The organism is Arthrobacter sp. efr-133-TYG-104, assembly GCF_030208915.1.
Classification (GTDB): domain Bacteria; phylum Actinomycetota; class Actinomycetes; order Actinomycetales; family Micrococcaceae; genus Arthrobacter.
On sequence record NZ_JARVTA010000008.1, the window covers coordinates 39132 to 55694 of the forward strand.

Below are 16563 nucleotides of genomic sequence, written 5' to 3' on the forward strand. Positions count from 1 at the left end.
GTGGAGCGTGGTGCTTAGTCTTGGCCGAGTCCCGCAGCGGAGGTCTTTTTGCCCTGTACCTCGTTCAAGGCGCGGAGATCGAAAATCCCGTTGATGTCAGCGGCTTTGGTGGTGCCCGTATCGACGCCGTCCTGCAGCAATTTCTTGTACGTTGCGGCGAGGGGGTCCGTGGTAAACGTGATGTTCTTCAAGGCCCGGTCAATCACGTTGGCCGCGAGCGGCTTACCCGCTGTGTCCTTAAGGACTGCGTTGATGGTGGTGGCTTTCTCGCTGGCAGAAGCCGTGTTCAGCCAGTTCACTGACTCAACGTGGCCCTTCAGGAGTGCTTTCACAGTTTCGGGGTGTTCAGCGGCGAACTTCTTGTTCACGATCAGGATGGTGGTGGTGAATTCGCCCTTGTCCCACAGATCCTTTTCGTCCACCAGGACCTTCGCCCCGGCTTCGAGGACCAGGCGGGAGGCCCAGGGTTCCGGCAGCCATGCGCCGTCGAGCTTTCCGTCTTGGAACAACTTCAGCGTCTGGGCGTTGTCGGTGGGGTTGATGGTCACATCGCCGCTGCCGTCCGGGTTGGTTTTGTAGCCCTGGTGGCCGAGCCAAGCTCGAAGGGCCACGTCCTGGGTGCCGCCGAGTTGCGGCGATGCCAGGACCTTGCCCTTGAGGTCGGCGGCCGAGTTGATCCCGGGTTTGACCACCAGTTGGGCTCCGCCGGAGGCTGCGCCGGCGATGATGCTGATGGACTGGCCGTTGCTCTTGACGAAGGAGTTGATGGCCGGGTTAGGGCCGATGTAGGTCGCGTCGATAGCGCCGGCGTTCAGCGCTTCCACCGCGGCCGGGCCGGCGTTGAAGACCTGCGTGGTGAGCTTGGTGCTGCCGAGGTCCTTGGCAATGATGCCCTTGCTGATGCCAACCAAGGCCGGAGCATGGGTGACGTTGCTGAAGTAGCCGAGCCGGAGTTCGGCAGCCGGTGAAGTGGCGGCGCTCGGGGTGGCCTGGTTGTTCTGGGAGACGGCGGAGGCAACTGCGGCGCCTGCACCGATCAGCAGCACAACGCCCAGTGCGATCACGATTTCGATGGTGCGGCGGCGCTTGGCCTTGGGTGTGGTCTCACCGGCGACGATGCGGGTGGTACCTGACCCGGGTTTTTGGGGATCGGGGGTGTTCGACATGAGGGGTCCTAAGGAAGATGGAGAAATGCTGTGGGCGAGGTTCAGGCCTCGCGACATCGCCCGTCGAGGGCAAGCAAGGACCAGTCCGGAGAAGTCATGCCTTCACAGTAGGGACTGTCATATTTCCGCTTCAATCCCGCAGAAACCAAGGTTCACGCAGGGTCACTTGGCGTCATAATCACATCCAGGGGCTTCCATCTGCGTTCACGCACGGTCACCTGAGGTCATAGTGGCAGCGAGGGCGGCAATGTCGCGCGGTGTGGTGCGGCAGCAGCCCCCGATGAGCCGGGCACCACGGTCCAGCCAGTCGGCGGCGTTTCCTGCCAAAGTTCCGTTGCCTTGGACACCAGCCGAGGGGCCCCATGTCTTGGTCGCGGCGTCGTACGTCTCCCCCGAGTTCGGGTACGCCATCAGGGGTGCATCGGTGGCTTCCTGCAAAGTGCCCAAAGCCGCGGTCACGAGCTTCAGCGGCACGCAGTTAACCCCGACGGCGGCCACGCGCGGTTCCGCGCGCAGCAGCGCTGCCACCTCCGCCAACGGTGTTCCATCACTGATATGGCCACCATCCCGCAGCGTAAACGTGAACCAGGATTCGACGTCGAACTCCGCCACGAGGGACAGCAACGCCTCCGTTTCGGCGAACGAGGGAAGCGTCTCGCAAGCCAGGAAATCGGTACCAGCCCCTACCAGCGCGGCAATGCGTGGGCGATGGAAGTCGCGGAACTCGGCAGGCGAAAGGGTGTAGTCGCCGCGGTACTCAGAACCATCAGCCAGATAGGCGCCATAGGGGCCTACGGAACCGGCCACCAGCAACGGACGCCGCGTTTGGTGAACGGCGAGGTACTCCTGCCGTGCTTCATCGGCCAGCCGTACACTCAGCGCCACCAAATCCAGGGCTTCAGCCTCGGCGAGCCCACGCCGCGCAAAACCCTGCGGCGTGGCCTGGTAACTGGCTGTAATCGCAACGGAAGCACCGGCGTCGAAATAGTCCCGATGGACCTGTTTGATGAGATCGGGCTGTTCCAGGAGGACCTTCGCTGACCACAGCGCGTCCTCCAGGTCGCAGCCATGGGCTTCGAGCTCGGTGGCCAAGGCACCGTCCAGGACCAGGTCGGTCCCGGCTGACAGGAGAGTGCTGAGGATTGTGTTCTGTGGCATGTGCGCTACGTACGGACCCTAGATGACATAACGTTCGTCTTCGTGGTCCCCGGGATGGTCCTTCACCAGGCCTGCGGCCAACGTGTTGCCGTCCAACGGGTCGATCACCAGGAACGCCCCGGTGCGGCGGTGATGCAGGTAGTTCTCCAACGGCAGCGCAGCAGAGAGCCGCAGCTGGGCGTGTCCGATGTCGTTGAGCTCCAAGCTGGACGCGGGTTCCACGTTGAAGGTGGCCAAATCCAGCTTGCCGCTCACTGCACGGACCAACGCCTGCACGGTACGGGTGCCGTGCTTCACCAAAACTTTCTGGCCTTCGCGTAGGGGCTTGGGCGAGAGCCAGCAGAGCGAGGCATACAGGTCCGCGGTGCTTTCGCGGACAGTGCCCGCCGCGGCAATGGTGTCACCACGGGCGACGTCGATCTCGTCGGCCAAGCGGATGGCGACGGACTGCGGAGCAGCAGCTTCCTGGAGGGAGCCGCCGGCGAAATCAATGCCGATCACCGACGTCGTGCGCGGTTCATGGCCCGGGGTCAGGACGGTGACTTCATCTCCGAGCTTGACCGAGCCCTCAGTGATCTGGCCTGCGTAGGCACGGTAATCGCGGTACGCCTCGACGTCGAGCCCGGCTGCGACGGCGTCAGGAGCCAAGGCGCCTTGGGGACGGATCACCAGCTGCACCGGGAAGCGGAAGCTCTCCAGGTCGGCCTCGAGCTCGTCGGCCGCAGGAAGGGTTTCGAGGACCTCCAGCAACGCTGGGCCGCTGTACCAAGGGGTGCGCTCTGAGCGGTCCACAACGTTGTCGCCGTCCAGCGCCGAAACGGGCACCACAAACAGATCCGTCACACCGCTCGCATTTGAATGTTCACGGCCCAAGCCAAGCTCACGGGCCACCTTCTGCACGTCCGCTTCGATGTCGCGGAACACCTGCTCGCTGAAGTCCACCAGGTCGATCTTGTTCACGGCCACAATCACGTGGGCAACGCGGAGCAGCTGCAACACCGAAAGGTGCCGACGGGTCTGCTCCAACACGCCCTTGCGGGCGTCAATGAGCACGACGACGGCATCCGCGGTGGACGCGCCTGTCACCGTGTTCTTGGTGTACTGAACGTGGCCGGGGCAGTCCGCCAGGATGAAGCTGCGGCGGTCCGTGGCGAAGTAGCGGTAGGCGACGTCGATAGTGATGCCCTGCTCGCGCTCGGCACGGAGGCCGTCGGTGAGGAGGGCAAGGTCGATCGCCCTTGTTCCGGTGGCGTTCTCGCCGCCGAAACCGCGGTCCGCTGAGGTGCGGGCAACGGCGTCGAGCGTGTCGGCAAGGATCGCCTTGGAATCGTGAAGGAGCCGGCCCACCAAAGTGGACTTGCCGTCGTCGACCGATCCGGCGGTGGCGAAGCGGAAAAGGGTGGTGGGCAGGGCTGTTTCCAGCCCGGCAGCCAAAGTTTCGGTGCTCATTTAGAAGTAGCCGTCCTTCTTGCGGTCTTCCATGGCGGCCTCGGAGATGCGGTCATCTGCTCGGGTGGCGCCACGTTCGGTCAGGGTGGAGGCAGCGACTTCAACAACGACGTCGGCCACGGTGCGGGCGTCGGACTCGACGGCACCGGTGCAGGACATGTCACCGACCGTGCGGTAGCGCACCAGTTTGGTGATGACTTCCTCGTCCGGGCGCGGCTGTGAAACTTCGCCGACTGCGCGCCACATGCCATCACGGGCAAAGACGTCACGCTCGTGCGCGTAGTACAGACCGGGGAGCTCGATGTTCTCGCGTTCGATGTACCGCCAGATGTCCAGCTCGGTCCAGTTGCTGATGGGAAACGCCCGGACGTGCTGGCCCACGGTGTGGCGGCCGTTGTACAGGTTCCACAGCTCGGGCCGCTGGTTGCGCGGATCCCACTGGCCGAACTCGTCGCGGAGGCTCAGGATGCGCTCCTTGGCGCGGGCTTTGTCCTCATCCCGACGACCACCACCGAACACAGAGTCGAACCTGTTCCGCTGGATGGCGTCCAGCAACGGAACGGTCTGCAGCGGGTTGCGGGTGCCATCGGCACGCTCGGCCAACTCGCCGCGGTCGATGAATTCCTGCACCGAGCCGACCACCAGTTTCAGGCCGAGGCGCTCCACTGTGCGGTCACGGAAGTCGATAACTTCGGGGAAGTTGTGGCCAGTGTCCACGTGCAGAACAGGGAAAGGCACCTTGCCCGGCCAGAATGCCTTGGTGGCCAGATGCAGCATGACCACGGAGTCCTTGCCGCCGGAGAACAGCAGCGCAGGCTTCTCGAACTCGGCGACCACCTCACGGATAATATGAATGGCCTCGGACTCGAGCGTGTCCAGACTGCTCAGGCGAGTCGACTGCAGAGCCGCAGCAGCAGCTACCGCCCCGGGAGTGGGCGCATTGGTTGTTTGGGTGCTCATGTGTGTAGTCCGCATTCTGTCTTGTCGGATCCTGCCCATCGGCCTGCGCGGGGATCTTCGCCCGGGGCCACTTTGCGGGTGCAGGGCTGGCAGCCGATGGACGGGTAGCCCTGGCTCAGGAGGGGGTTGACGGGAAGGATGTTGTCCTCGGAGTACTCCACCAACTGGTCAAACGTCCAGTCGACCATTGGGTTCACTTTGACCAGGCCGAAGCCCTCGTCCCAAGTAACCACCGGAGTGTTGGTACGGGTGGGGGCTTCATCGCGGCGGACACCGGTGAACCAGGCCTCGTAGCCGGAAAGCGACCGGCGGAGCGGCTGCACCTTCCGGAGCGCGCAGCACTGGGCGGCATCGCGGGCGAACAAGTCCTTGCCCAACAGGCGGTCCTGCTGTTCAACCGTGGTCTCGGGAAGGACGTCCACCACGTTGACGCGCAGGTTCGCCGCAACTTCGTTGCGGGTCTCGTACGTTTCCTTGAAGTGGTAGCCCGTGTCCAGGAACAAGACGTCGACGCCGGGAAGCTGGTCCGCGACCAAGGCGGGCAGGACGGCGTCGGCCATGGAGCACGCGACGGTCACCGCGGGCAGCTCGAAGTTGCGGGCAACCCACGCGATGACGTCCCTCGCCGGGGCGTTCCAGCCCAGCTCCGCGGCGCCGGCTTCGGCCAAGGCCTTGAGCTCCTCGTGCGAACGCAGTGCGGGCCGGGGTGCCGGAGTCGGGGCGACGGCCCGGGAAGCGGTCACTGAAGGTCTCCTTCATCTGCTGCGAGTGCCCACTCCGCGAAGGTCTGGCCCTCGGCGCCGTCGGCCACGAACTTGCGGACAACGCGCTCCACATAGTCGGGCAGGTTTTCCACTGTGACCTTGAGGCCGCGGACGGTACGTCCCAGGCCGGCTTCCTCGCGCTCGTTGTTGGCCAGCCCACCACCGAGGTGGACCTGGAAACCCGGGGTGGGGTCGCCGTCGGGCGTCGGCAGCATCATGCCCTTGAGGCCGATGTCAGCGGTCTGGATACGAGCGCAGGAGTTCGGGCAACCGTTGATGTGGAGGGACAGTGCCTGGGGCAGTTGCTTGGTCTCCACGAGATCGGCGAGCCGGCGTTCCAGTTCAGCAATGGCAGTTGCCGCCGTGACCTTGGTTTCCACGATGGCCAGCTTGCAGAACTCGATGCCGGTGCACGCGATGGTGCCGCGACGGAACACAGAAGGCCTGGCCGAGAGGCCCAAGGTGTCCAACTCGGCGACAAGCGGTTCCACCTGCTCTTTGGCCACGTCAAGGATGACGAGCTTCTGGTGGGGAGTAGTGCGCAGGCGGTAGGAACCGTGCTTTTCCAAGGTATCGGCGAGCGTGACCAGGGCCTCGCCGGACGTCCGTCCCACGGTGGGCGTCACGCCGATGAAGAACTTGCCGTCCTTCTGCTCATGGACGCCGATGTGGTCACCGGGAGACGTGGGCTTGGGAGCGGCCGGGCCATCAGGAAGCTTGAAACCGAGGTATTCGTCTTCAAGGATCTGGCGGAACTTGGCCGGCCCCCAGTCGTTCATGAGGAACTTCAGGCGTGCTTTGGTGCGCATGCGGCGGTAGCCGTAGTCGCGGAAGATGCTGGTGACTCCGAGCCACACTTCAGCGGCGACGTCGGCCGAAACAAACACGCCCAGCCGTTCCGCCAGGCGCGGGTTGGTGGAGAGGCCGCCGCCAACCCAGAGGTCGTAGCCGGCACCGAGTTCCGGGTGGATGACGCCCACCAAGGCGAAGTCGTTGATCTCGTGCACCACGTCCTGAGACGGGTGCCCGGTGATGGCCGTCTTGTACTTGCGAGGCAGGTTAGCCAGCTCAGGATCGCCGATGAAGCGCTCGGCGAGTTCGTTGATGATCGGCGTCGGATCGATGATCTCGTCCTTGGCGATCCCGGCAACCGGCGACCCCAGGATGACGCGGGGAACATCGCCGCAAGCCTCGGTGGTGGACAGCCCGATCGATTCCAGGCGGCGCCAGATCTCCGGCACATCCTCAACCCGGATCCAGTGCAGCTGGATGTTTTGGCGGTCAGTCAGGTCTGCAGAGCCGCGGGCAAAGTCCACGGAAATTTGGCCGATGACACGAAGCTGCTCAGTGGTCAGCGCGCCGCCGTCAATGCGCACACGCAGCATGAAGTACTTGTCTTCGAGCTCGTGCGGTTCAAGCGTTGCGGTCTTGCCGCCGTCGATCCCGGGCTTGCGTTGCGTGTAAAGGCCCCACCAGCGGAAGCGCCCGTGCAGATCGGTGCCTTCAATGGAGTCGAAGCCCTCTTTGGAGTAGACAGATTCAATGCGTTCACGGACGTTCAGCCCGTTATCGTCCTGTTTCCAGGTTTCGTTGGCATTGAGGGGCGTGGTCCCATCAACCTTCCACTGGCCGTGGGGCTTGGCGGCGGGACGGGTGCGCGCCGGGCGGGACGGGACCGCGGTGTCCGCCGACGCACCGGCTACAGCTGTATCTGTCATGCATCGACTGTAGGTGCGGCCAGATTTCGTCAGCAAAGGTCCGGAAACGCTAAGTCACCTAGGGAAACATTTCGTCATGAACGCGCCGGAGTCCTTGCATTTACGAATTGACCACCGCGTCAAACCGTTCCAGCGCGATCTCCGACAACATCAGTGAGGGCAGCAGCGGAGCAGTCACGACGTCGGCGCCGGCCTTGGCCAACTGATCGTGGAAATAGCCTGTTGCCAGGAGGTAGGACGCGATGAAGACCCTGCCCGTTGTACCGTCGGCGGCGAGTTCGGCACGCAAGGCTGCGACGCCGTCGGGCACTGTTGGCTGGGCACTGGCACCATAGGCGACGCGGACCTTGTTGGGCAGCAGCTTGGCCAGGAGCCGTCCTTGCTCCTCCGAGTCCACCGAGCCGTCGGGAAGTGACGATCCGGCGGCAGCCAGCAGCACGCCGTCGTTCTCCCCCAGGCCGGCAGCGCGCAGGTGGCTGGCGAGCAGCTCGGCCAAGCGCGGGTCCGGACCCAACGGCCTGGCGGCAACGACTTCCGGGCGGCCCGAAATCGCCTTGGGGACGTCCACTTTGACGTGGAAGCCGGTAGACAGCAGAAGCGGCACGACGACGGCGGCAGTCCCCTCGGGCAGGGTCGCCACCACGGCAGACAACTCCGGTTCCTGCACGTCCACGTAGGCCTCCAGGACCTTCAAACCGGGGCGCGCGGCCTCAATCTCCGCCATGACCTGACGGATGGCGGCTTGGCCGGCGGCGTTCCGGGTTCCGTGGGCGCAGGCGATCAAAACGGGGCTGTTCATGGGAGCTAGCGTAACGTTGAGCAAGCATCTGTTCAGAGCCGCACCCAGAAAGAACCCGTTCAGTTGATTCCCATTGACATTGTCCTTCTGTGGCTCGACTTGGTCGGCGTCTTCTTCTTTGCGGTGTCCGGTTCCCTGCTTGCCGCGCGCAAACAATTCGACATCGTGGGCTCGGTGTTGTTGGCATCCCTCGTGTCGCTGGGCGGCGGCGTGATCCGGGACATCATTCTCAATGCCGGGCCGCCAATTGCCTTCACCAACCCTGCGTACCTGGCCCCGCCCCTTCTCGCCGCGATGCTCGTCTACTTCCTGTTCTCCTCCGTCCAGCGGTTTACATCCCTTTTGACCCTGTTCGACGCCGGCGGGTTGGCCCTGTTCTGCATCACCGGGACGCTCAAGGCGCTGACCGCCGGCATGAATCCTGTCGCCGCGATCCTGCTGGGCGTGACCACGGCGGTGGGTGGCGGCATGCTGCGCGACATCACGGCCAACGAGATTCCTACCTTGTTCAACAACCGGGACATCTACGCGTTGCCTGCCTTTGTGGGCGCCGGCTTGACCACGTTGTTGTGGCATCTGGGCCTCTTCAGCGGAGTGACCGCTTGCGCCGTGGCCGCCGTCGTCTTCGCTTTCCGCGTCACGGCCTGGCGACGCAGTTGGTATGTGCCGTTGGCTGTCCGTGGATGGCACCGCACCGGCAGCGGTCCCAGCGCAATTTCGGGTGCCCGGGATTAGCTAGGATAAGAGCATGACTGACATGTTCCTCGAGAAGTTCCGCGCGCTGGTCCCAAAGTATCTCGAGGATGAATGGCAGGAAGAAGACGGCCTGACGCCGGACGAACTCGATGACGCCCTCGCCGAACACTCCTTCACCATCCCCTTGGTTTTGCGCGAGTTTTACCAGGCCTTGGGTGGCTGCGAGGATCTAATGGAGGCTTACCACTACTTCTGGGACCCCGAAGAGCTCGAGGTGGACGACGAAGGCTTCCTGATGTTCCTCGAGGACGAGGACGAGCAATTCACCTGGGGCTTCCGCACCGCCGATCTCAGCATCCCGGACCCTATCGTTTGGCGGCGCAACAACGCCCGTGGCCAGTGGAAGAGCGAAGAAGGAACGTTCTCGGAATTCGTGTTCGACATGTTCGAGTGGGCGTTCAACGACGAAGACTAAGTTTCACTTTTTCAGCAGCCCCTGCGCGCCCTTACCGGGTTGCCAGGGGCTGTTTTGCTGGGGGCCCTTGTACGGCCACCACCCACTTTCATTTTGACCGGGCCCCGACGCGCGGTTCAGGGTGCGTGTCGCCGGCAGTTTATGGCCAAAGTTGGTGGTGGCGGTACAGGAAGCAGGGGAATTACGACGGCGGAACCCACCTAGGCGCGTAGCGTGAACCCTCCCTGTTGCGGAGAACTGCGAGGACCTCAGCAACCATCCGCTCAGGATGATGAACGACGTCGGCGTAGTAGTAGCGTAGGGTCAGCAGGCCGCCGCGTAGGCCCGCGTTATTCCTGTACTGGTCCTTCTTAACCTGTTTCCCCTCAAGGTGCGTGCCGCCGTCGAGTTCAACCACCAGGCATTCGTTGACCAGGCAGTCCACCTCCCCCACCCCGGGTAATGGCACATGCATGCGCACCCGCAGCCCCGCCCTTGCAAAGTGGGCGTGGGCCAGCACTTCCAAGAGGGAGTCGGCCCGGGGCAGGACCAGGTCCAGGGTTTTTCGGATCCTGCCATTCCTGTTGCCCGGCAGCTTGGACTTCAGGAATTCCGTCGACAGGAGTGCCCGGGTGACGGCGCTCTGCACCATCACGAGTGCTTCCAGCTCCGGAAGACACCTGAGGGCGTGCAGTAAGACATCGGCCACCCCGGCGACGGGCATGTATGGGTGGCGCGGGTGTAGGCATGCTCCATGATGGATCACGTGCCGCCGCTTCTTGCCGGTACTGCAGCTGAGGTGCAGCTCTTCGTCCCCGCGCAAGGTCCACAGTCCGTAAAAGCGTGCCGCGGAAAGGCACGTGATCAAGCCGTCCGCCCTAAAAGCAGCAACGAGGTCGGGCGCTGCGCCTTCAACTACGTACACGCCGCGATGCAGCCGAAGAATTAAACCTGCCTCCAACGCGGCTGCCACGGTCCGCCGAGTGAATCCCGCTCTTCGCAGCGAGTCCATAGTGGCAGCGCCGTGCCGACTACGCAGGAATTGTGTGATGTCCATATGCCAAGGCTTGGGTCCTGAGCAGCCAGACGGGGACGCGAATCATCGTATGTGGACAACCGCCGTGTACCTCCACCACCAACTTTGACGGCCCACCAGGCTGCGACACACCCTGGTGCGGCGTGTCCCTGGCATTCGAAATTCAAAGTTGGTGGCGGAGGATTTGCGCTTTGCGTAAACCCCCTGCGGCAGCGAAAGAATTGTTGACCCAGTGAGTTGCATATGTGACAGGACTGTCATAAGCTTTTCACGGATCCACTAAATGCCTCCGGTGGTTCTGATGCGAACGGAGATTGTGGTCCCGGTTCGGTGCAGCGTATGACTCGTAACGTTGCAGCGACCCGGGGCCATTTCGTTTAAGCGCCATCAAGGGAAGCGCCATCAAAAGAGGCGCCACCAAAAGACAGGTCCGGCCCAAAGGACCCCGGATACTTACACACACAAGACAGGCGCCCGGCCCATGGTGGGTCCGGACGCCTGTCGCGTCAAAGCCGCGAGAAAAAGGGGGCTAGCTGCTCCGGTCCACCACTGCGTGCGCAAAGTTGGTCAACGACGCTTTGACAACGCCCTCCGGCAACGGCGCCAAAGCGGCGACGGCCTCGGCGGACCACTGGCGGGCAATCTTCCAAGACTCCTGGGTGACGGGGTGCTCGCGCAAACCAGCCACCGCTTCGGCCAGAGCCTCATCGGAGGACAGGTCGCCATCGATCAGTCCCAAGAGCGCAGTTGCCGAGGCATCCCCCGCGGCGGCATCGCGACGCAGCAGCAGGACAGGCAAAGTTGGCACTCCTTCGCGAAGGTCGGTGCCCGGGGATTTACCGGACTTGACCTTCACACCGGTGACGTCGATGACGTCGTCGGCGAGTTGGAAGGCCACGCCTACCTTTTCCCCGTACTCCACCAGCAGGTCTTCGAAGTCAGGATCGGCCCCGGCGAAGATCGCACCCAGCTGTCCAGAGGCAGCGACCAGCGAACCCGTCTTGTCTGCGATGACGGACAGGTAGTGGTCCACGGGATCTTCGTCTTCACGCGGGCCAACGGTTTCATGCAGTTGGCCCAGGCACAGCCGCTCGAAGGTCCGGGCCTGGATGCCGAGCGCGCGGGATCCGAGCTCGGACACCAGAATCGACGCGCGGGCAAAGATGAGGTCTCCGGTGAGGATGGCCACCGAGTTGCCCCACACTTCATGGGCAGTGGGAGCGCCGCGACGGAACGGCGCGGAGTCCATCACGTCGTCGTGGTAGAGCGTGGCCAGATGGGTCAGTTCAACCACGACGGCGGCCTGGACTACCTCGGGACGCGAGGCATCGCCGAGGTGTGCGCAGAGCAAGGTCAACAGTGGACGGATGCGTTTGCCGCCGGCTTCCACCAGGTGACGCGACGTTGCATCAGCCAGGGGGTCGGAGTTGGAGATGGCTTCGCGGAGCTTCTTTTCCACCCGTGCAAGGTTGGTGGTGATAGCCGGACCAAGCTCGGCATCCCCGGCGATGGCGGCAAAACCCGCGGGTAGCTGGAGGCCCGTGGCAATCGCAGTGGTGTTGAGGGAAGGCTCGTTGGACTCGGGCAGGCCGTGCCCGGCATGCGTCCAGCTGTGTTCGGCAGAATTCGTCACGGCTTAACCCTAACTAGTTGTTGCGGAAACCGCGGTGTCGGAGCCGGCTGCCTGAAAAGAGCGGGCTGAAGAGGTATTGGAGGTGGGCGGCACCAGTAGCTCAAGAACCCTGATGACCCGGTCTTCGAAGCCCTTTGCGGAAGGGTCCGTGAGGTTGGCGAGCATGCGCACCACAAAGCGCATCAACACAGGAATGGGCATGCCCGTGCGCAGCGCAAGCTTCATCACCGCGGGCTTACCAATGAGGGACGCGAAGAGCCGGCCCAACGTAAAGTGCGATCCCCATTGGCCCCGCACGTAGTCCGCGTACCGCGCAAGGTGCGCATCGGCGTCGTGCGTGGTCCAACCGGCCGACGCCGAGCGGGAGGAAGCGTCAATGATGAACTCTGCCGCGAACCGGGCCGATTCCATCGCGTAGGAGATGCCTTCGCCGTTGAACGGTGACACCATGCCGCCGGCATCGCCTAGCAGCAGCAGCCCGGGCGAGTAATGCGGCGTGCGGTTGAAGCCCATGGGCAGCGCAGCGCCGCGGATCTCCCCCACTTGGTTCCCGGGGGTGAAGCCCCATTCAGGGGGCATTCCGGCGGTCCATTCGCGCAGGACCTGCTTGTAGTCGAGCTTGCCGAATTCCTTGGAGGAGTTCAGGATGCCGAGGCCCACATTGGATGTGCCATCGCCCACGCCGAACACCCAGCCGTAGCCGGGCAGCGGTTTCCCGGACTTTCCAGGAAGCTCAAGCCACCCTTCCATCCAGTCGTCCTCATGCCGGGGCGACGTGAAGTAGGTGCGGACGGCCACGCCCAGCGGGCGGTCATCACGTTTTTGCATCCCGAGCGACACTGCGGTCCGGGTTGAGTTTCCGTCTGCGGCGAGTACGACGTCGGCATGGAAGTCCCGCGTTTGCCCCGTCTTACGTCCGGACTCATCGAGGATTGCAGCACGGGCACCGATCACCCTGCCGTCTTCATCCTGCAAGGCCGTGGTCACGCTGTGGTGTTCAAGCACGACGGCGCCCGCGGCCTGGGCGTGGCGGGCCAGTGACTCGTCGAAACCGAGACGGGTGCGGATCAGGCCATACGTGGGAAAGTCGGCGACTTCCGGCCACGGCAGTTCGATGGTGCGGCCGCCGGCAATCAGGCGCAGGCCCTTGTTCCGGCGCCACCCCTGCTCCACGGCATGGGGCAGCCCGAGCTTTTGGATCTCGCGGACCGCGCGCGGCGTGAGGCCGTCTCCGCAGACCTTTTCACGGGGAAAAGCGGTCTTCTCCAGCACGGTGACATCTATGCCGGCCGTCGCGAGGTAATACGCAGCGGTGGAGCCGGCTGGCCCGGCGCCAACAATCAGTACTTTCACGTCGTCCTAAATCAGCAGGCGAAAAAAGTCATCCGGCCTGGTGGCGCGGCTTGATGTGGCGGCGCAGTTTGGCCACCGGAACGCTTTCACGATGCTCGGCAGGCTTCTGCGCCCGGTGCACGGCAACGATTCCGCCACTGAGGTTGCGGTACGTAATGTCCGTCCAGCCGGCGTCACTGAGCCATTGGGCGAGGTTGTCCTGGTCCGGCCAGGCGCGGATGGATTCGGCAAGGTAAACGTAGGCATCCGGGTTGGAGGACACCTTGGTTGCGATGGCCGGCAGCGCACGCATCAGGTATTCGGTGTACAAGTTGCGCCAGAGCGGAACCACTGGATGGGAGAACTCGGCGATGACCAGCCGGCCGCCGGGCTTGGTGACGCGCAGCATCTCTTCCAGGGCCTTGCGGGGTTCCACGACATTGCGCAAACCGAAGGAGATGGTGGAGGCATCGAAACTGTTGTCCGCGAACGGCAGGTTCGTCGCGTCCCCGGCGATGAAGTCGATGTCGGGCCGGCGGCGCTTACCCACCTTGAGCATTCCGAGGGAAAAGTCACATGCCACTACGTCTACGCCGGCGTCCGCGTAGGGTTCGCTGGACGTGCCCGTTCCGGCAGCAAGGTCCAGTACCTTTTGGCCCACCTTGACATCCATGGCGTCCACAACGATCCGGCGCCAACGCCGTGTCTGCCCCATGGACAGGACATCATTGACGACATCGTATTTTGGCGCGACATCATCAAACATCGTCGCAACTTCGTCCGGACGCTTTTCCAAGGATGCTCGGTTCACCCTGCAATTGTCTCAGACATTGAGCGGACTTTGCTGCGCTGTAGAAGAAGGGGCAAGTTCTTCCTGAACCCGGGAGTAGTGTAGTTCCATCATGACGAGCACGCTCCGCACTTTGACAGTCCCCCTCGATGTTGATTCATCCTCCGGGGGGCTGCCGTCGTTTCTGGTCCGGGACGACGTCCTGTGCTGGTCCAGGCGGGAGAACGGACTGGTGGGATTCGGTGAGCTGGCGCGGTTCACAGCCTCAGGCCCTGACCGTTTCCTTGAGGCCGATATCTGGTGGCGCCACCTGGTGATCGAGGCCGACGTCACCGATGCCGTGGAACTGCCCGGCACCGGCCCGGTGGCCTTCGGCTCCTTTGCCTTCTCCAAGACGTCGGCGTTCGAATCGGGCCTTGTCCTTCCTGAAATCGTGGTCGGGATCCGGGACGGGAAGTCCTGGCTCACCCAACTGACCCTTGACGACGTCGAACTCACCGAGGCAGGAGCCCTGGCCGCTTTGGCGGGCTGGCTTCGCACGGGCCTGGACGACGACGACGAACCGTCACCCTTCGAGGACCTGTCACCCGTAACTGCGGACGGTACCGCCACCCTGGCGAGCGGTTCGCTCAGCGAAGCGGACTGGAAGCAGGCGGTCGCCGACGGGGTGGCGCAGATTCGCACAGGCAAGCTGGAAAAGTTGGTGCTGGCGCGCGACGTCGTGGCAACCCTGCCTCACGGTGTCAAAACCGCCAAGGTCCTGCAGCAGTTAGCCAGCCGATACCGCGAATGCTGGACGTACGGCGTGGACGGATTGGTGGGTGCTACCCCGGAAATGCTCATTCAGGTGGAGGGCCGGACCGCACAAGCACGCGTCTTGGCCGGAACGTTGGATCGGCGCGACGCTGAAGGCATTGACGGCTCACCCATGGAGTACGCGGAACGCGTCTTGGCAGGGTCGGAGAAGCAACGCCACGAGCATGAGATTGCGATCCAATCACTGACAAAACAGCTTGCCCCCTTCTCTGAGGCGATGAACGCGCACAGCGAACCGTTCATTCTGGAACTGCCCAACGTGTGGCACCTGGCCTCAGACGTCAAGGCCGAACTCGCCGACGTCGAAGGGCATGTCCCCACGTGCCTGGCACTTATTAACGCCCTCCATCCCACAGCCGCAGTGTGTGGAACACCCACGCTGGTGGCAGGTGAACTGATCCGCGAACTGGAACACATGGACCGCGGCCCGTACGCAGGGCCCGTAGGTTGGCTCGATGCCGCGGGCAACGGCGAATGGGGAATTGCCCTGCGCGGCGCCATCATCGAAAGCCCCACCAGCGTCCGGCTGTATGCGGGATGCGGAATCGTCGAAGGCTCTGTTCCCGAGGCCGAACTCGCCGAGACGTGGGCCAAATTCCGTCCGATGCTCGAATCGCTGGGCATCAACAGCTGAAGTACGCCCCACCGGAGCCTGCCTCCGGCCTGCGGAACTGTCTGGAATGCGAGACAATAGCCTCACCGCGGGTCTTGATTTTTCACTAAGCTAGTTATCCAATAGTAAAACTTAGTTTTCTGTGACGCACATCTCACGTTCGGCGTTACACTATGAACCGATTAGTTTCGCATCCGCTGCAACAAAAGGTAAGAAAATGCAGAAATCCCGTTCGCTTCCGGTCACTTCGACGCTCAAGGCTGCTGCAGTCATTGCAATCGGTGCTCTGGCACTGACCGGCTGCACCAATGCCTCGCAAGCTGGCCCTTCAAGTGCCGCTTCGGCTTCCGGTAGCGCCAACGCAAGCTTCGATCCCACCACCATCACCAAGGACGACTCCCTTGCGGCCATGGTCCCTGCGGCCCTGAAGTCCAAGGGAACCCTGACCGTTGGTTCGGACACCTCTTACGCTCCGGCGGAGTTCCTCGGTGCCGATGGACAGACTCCGGTGGGTTACGACGTCGACATCGCCAAAGCGATCGGTGCCACCTTGGGCCTCAAGGTCCAGGTGCAGACCGCTGAGTTCACCGGCATCCTCCCGGCCCTTGGCCCGAAGTATGATCTCGGCATTTCTTCCTTCACGATCAACGCTGAGCGGCTCAAGGCCGTCAACATGGTGAGCTACTTCAACGCCGGCACCGCCTGGGCTGTGCAGAAGGGCAACCCGAAGAAGTTCTCCCTCGATGACGTGTGCGGCAAGTCCATCGGCGTCCAGACCGGCACTACCCAGGAGGACCCGGACCTTTCGGGCCGCAACAAGAAGTGCGCAGCTGACGGCAAGCCTGCCATCAACATCGTCACCCTCAAGAACCAGACCGATGTCACCACACGCTTGGTCAACGGCAGCATCGACGCCATGGCAGCGGACTCCCCCATCATCGGTTACGCCTTGGCCCAGACCAACGGCCAGCTTGAAAAGCTCGGTGACGTCTACGACGCCGCTCCCCAGGGTATTGCCGTGGCAAAGTCCGACACCGCCCTCGCCGCCCTCATCCAAAAGACGCTGACCAAGCTCATGGCTGACGGTTCCTACAAGAAGATCCTGGCCGGCTGGGGCAACGCCGAAGGCGCCCTCACCACCTCCGAGGTAAACCCGGCGGCCAAGTCTTGAGTATTCCC

The 16563-nt window shown here is 63.3% G+C and carries 15 protein-coding genes; 4 read left to right on the top strand and 11 right to left on the bottom strand.

The window, feature by feature from the left end; all coding sequences use genetic code 11:
* Positions 1 to 14 precede the first annotated feature (14 nt).
* From QRN04_RS07810 to QRN04_RS07840, 7 genes are all read right to left on the bottom strand, one after another.
* Positions 15 to 1166 carry an ABC transporter substrate-binding protein gene (locus tag QRN04_RS07810; protein WP_284975448.1) on the bottom strand — a complete coding sequence of 384 codons (1152 nt, stop codon included), beginning with the start codon at positions 1164 to 1166 and terminating at the stop codon, positions 15 to 17.
* Positions 1167 to 1370: 204 nt separating this feature from the next.
* Complete coding sequence (mmuM, locus tag QRN04_RS07815) at positions 1371 to 2324, bottom strand: homocysteine S-methyltransferase (protein ID WP_284975449.1); 954 nt, start codon at positions 2322 to 2324, stop codon at positions 1371 to 1373.
* A gap of 18 nt (positions 2325 to 2342) precedes the next feature.
* A complete protein-coding gene (locus QRN04_RS07820) occupies positions 2343 to 3773 on the bottom strand; it encodes a sulfate adenylyltransferase subunit 1 (protein WP_284975450.1) in 1431 nt (476 codons plus the stop codon).
* Complete coding sequence (gene cysD, locus QRN04_RS07825; protein ID WP_502868770.1) at positions 3774 to 4733, bottom strand: sulfate adenylyltransferase subunit CysD; 960 nt, start codon at positions 4731 to 4733, stop codon at positions 3774 to 3776.
* On the bottom strand, positions 4730 to 5476 hold the full coding sequence (locus QRN04_RS07830; RefSeq protein ID WP_284975452.1) for a phosphoadenylyl-sulfate reductase: 747 nt from the start codon (positions 5474 to 5476) through the stop codon (positions 4730 to 4732). Before QRN04_RS07830 ends, cysD begins: the two co-directional genes overlap by 4 nt.
* Complete coding sequence (locus tag QRN04_RS07835; RefSeq protein WP_284975453.1) at positions 5473 to 7215, bottom strand: nitrite/sulfite reductase; 1743 nt, start codon at positions 7213 to 7215, stop codon at positions 5473 to 5475. The genes QRN04_RS07830 and QRN04_RS07835 overlap by 4 nt, the downstream gene beginning before the upstream one ends.
* Before the next feature lie 100 nt (positions 7216 to 7315).
* Entirely contained in the window at positions 7316 to 8077 is a 762-nt protein-coding gene (locus QRN04_RS07840; RefSeq protein WP_284975597.1) for a sirohydrochlorin chelatase, read from the bottom strand.
* Here QRN04_RS07840 and QRN04_RS07845 point away from each other — a divergent pair, their 5' ends adjacent.
* Together QRN04_RS07845 and QRN04_RS07850 are read left to right on the top strand one after the other, a co-directional pair.
* Positions 8078 to 8749 carry a trimeric intracellular cation channel family protein gene (locus tag QRN04_RS07845; protein ID WP_284975454.1) on the top strand — a complete coding sequence of 224 codons (672 nt, stop codon included), beginning with the start codon at positions 8078 to 8080 and terminating at the stop codon, positions 8747 to 8749.
* Between the two features lie 13 nt (positions 8750 to 8762).
* Positions 8763 to 9185 (top strand): hypothetical protein, encoded by a 423-nt coding sequence (locus QRN04_RS07850; protein ID WP_284975455.1) that lies wholly within the window; start codon positions 8763 to 8765, stop codon positions 9183 to 9185.
* A gap of 181 nt (positions 9186 to 9366) precedes the next feature.
* On the opposite strand, the gene QRN04_RS07855 is transcribed toward QRN04_RS07850, so the two are convergent.
* The 4 genes from QRN04_RS07855 to QRN04_RS07870 all read right to left on the bottom strand — a co-directional run bounded on the left by QRN04_RS07855 (position 9367) and on the right by QRN04_RS07870 (position 13976).
* Complete coding sequence (locus QRN04_RS07855) at positions 9367 to 10221, bottom strand: type IV toxin-antitoxin system AbiEi family antitoxin domain-containing protein (RefSeq protein ID WP_284975456.1); 855 nt, start codon at positions 10219 to 10221, stop codon at positions 9367 to 9369.
* A gap of 508 nt (positions 10222 to 10729) precedes the next feature.
* On the bottom strand, positions 10730 to 11833 hold the full coding sequence (locus QRN04_RS07860) for a polyprenyl synthetase family protein (protein WP_284975457.1): 1104 nt from the start codon (positions 11831 to 11833) through the stop codon (positions 10730 to 10732).
* 9 nt (positions 11834 to 11842) lie between these two features.
* On the bottom strand, positions 11843 to 13186 hold the full coding sequence (locus QRN04_RS07865) for a geranylgeranyl reductase family protein (protein ID WP_284975458.1): 1344 nt from the start codon (positions 13184 to 13186) through the stop codon (positions 11843 to 11845).
* A gap of 28 nt (positions 13187 to 13214) precedes the next feature.
* Positions 13215 to 13976: a demethylmenaquinone methyltransferase gene (locus QRN04_RS07870; protein ID WP_284975459.1), complete on the bottom strand. Its 762-nt coding sequence runs from the start codon at positions 13974 to 13976 to the stop codon at positions 13215 to 13217.
* 91 nt (positions 13977 to 14067) lie between these two features.
* On the opposite strand from QRN04_RS07870, the gene QRN04_RS07875 reads away from it, so the two are divergent.
* The gene (locus tag QRN04_RS07875; RefSeq protein WP_284975460.1) at positions 14068 to 15405 is read left to right on the top strand and encodes an isochorismate synthase; all 1338 of its coding nucleotides are present in this window, start codon (positions 14068 to 14070) and stop codon (positions 15403 to 15405) included.
* Positions 15406 to 15601: 196 nt separating this feature from the next.
* Positions 15602 to 16555 (top strand): ABC transporter substrate-binding protein, encoded by a 954-nt coding sequence (locus QRN04_RS07880; RefSeq protein WP_284975461.1) that lies wholly within the window; start codon positions 15602 to 15604, stop codon positions 16553 to 16555.
* Positions 16556 to 16563 lie beyond the last annotated feature (8 nt).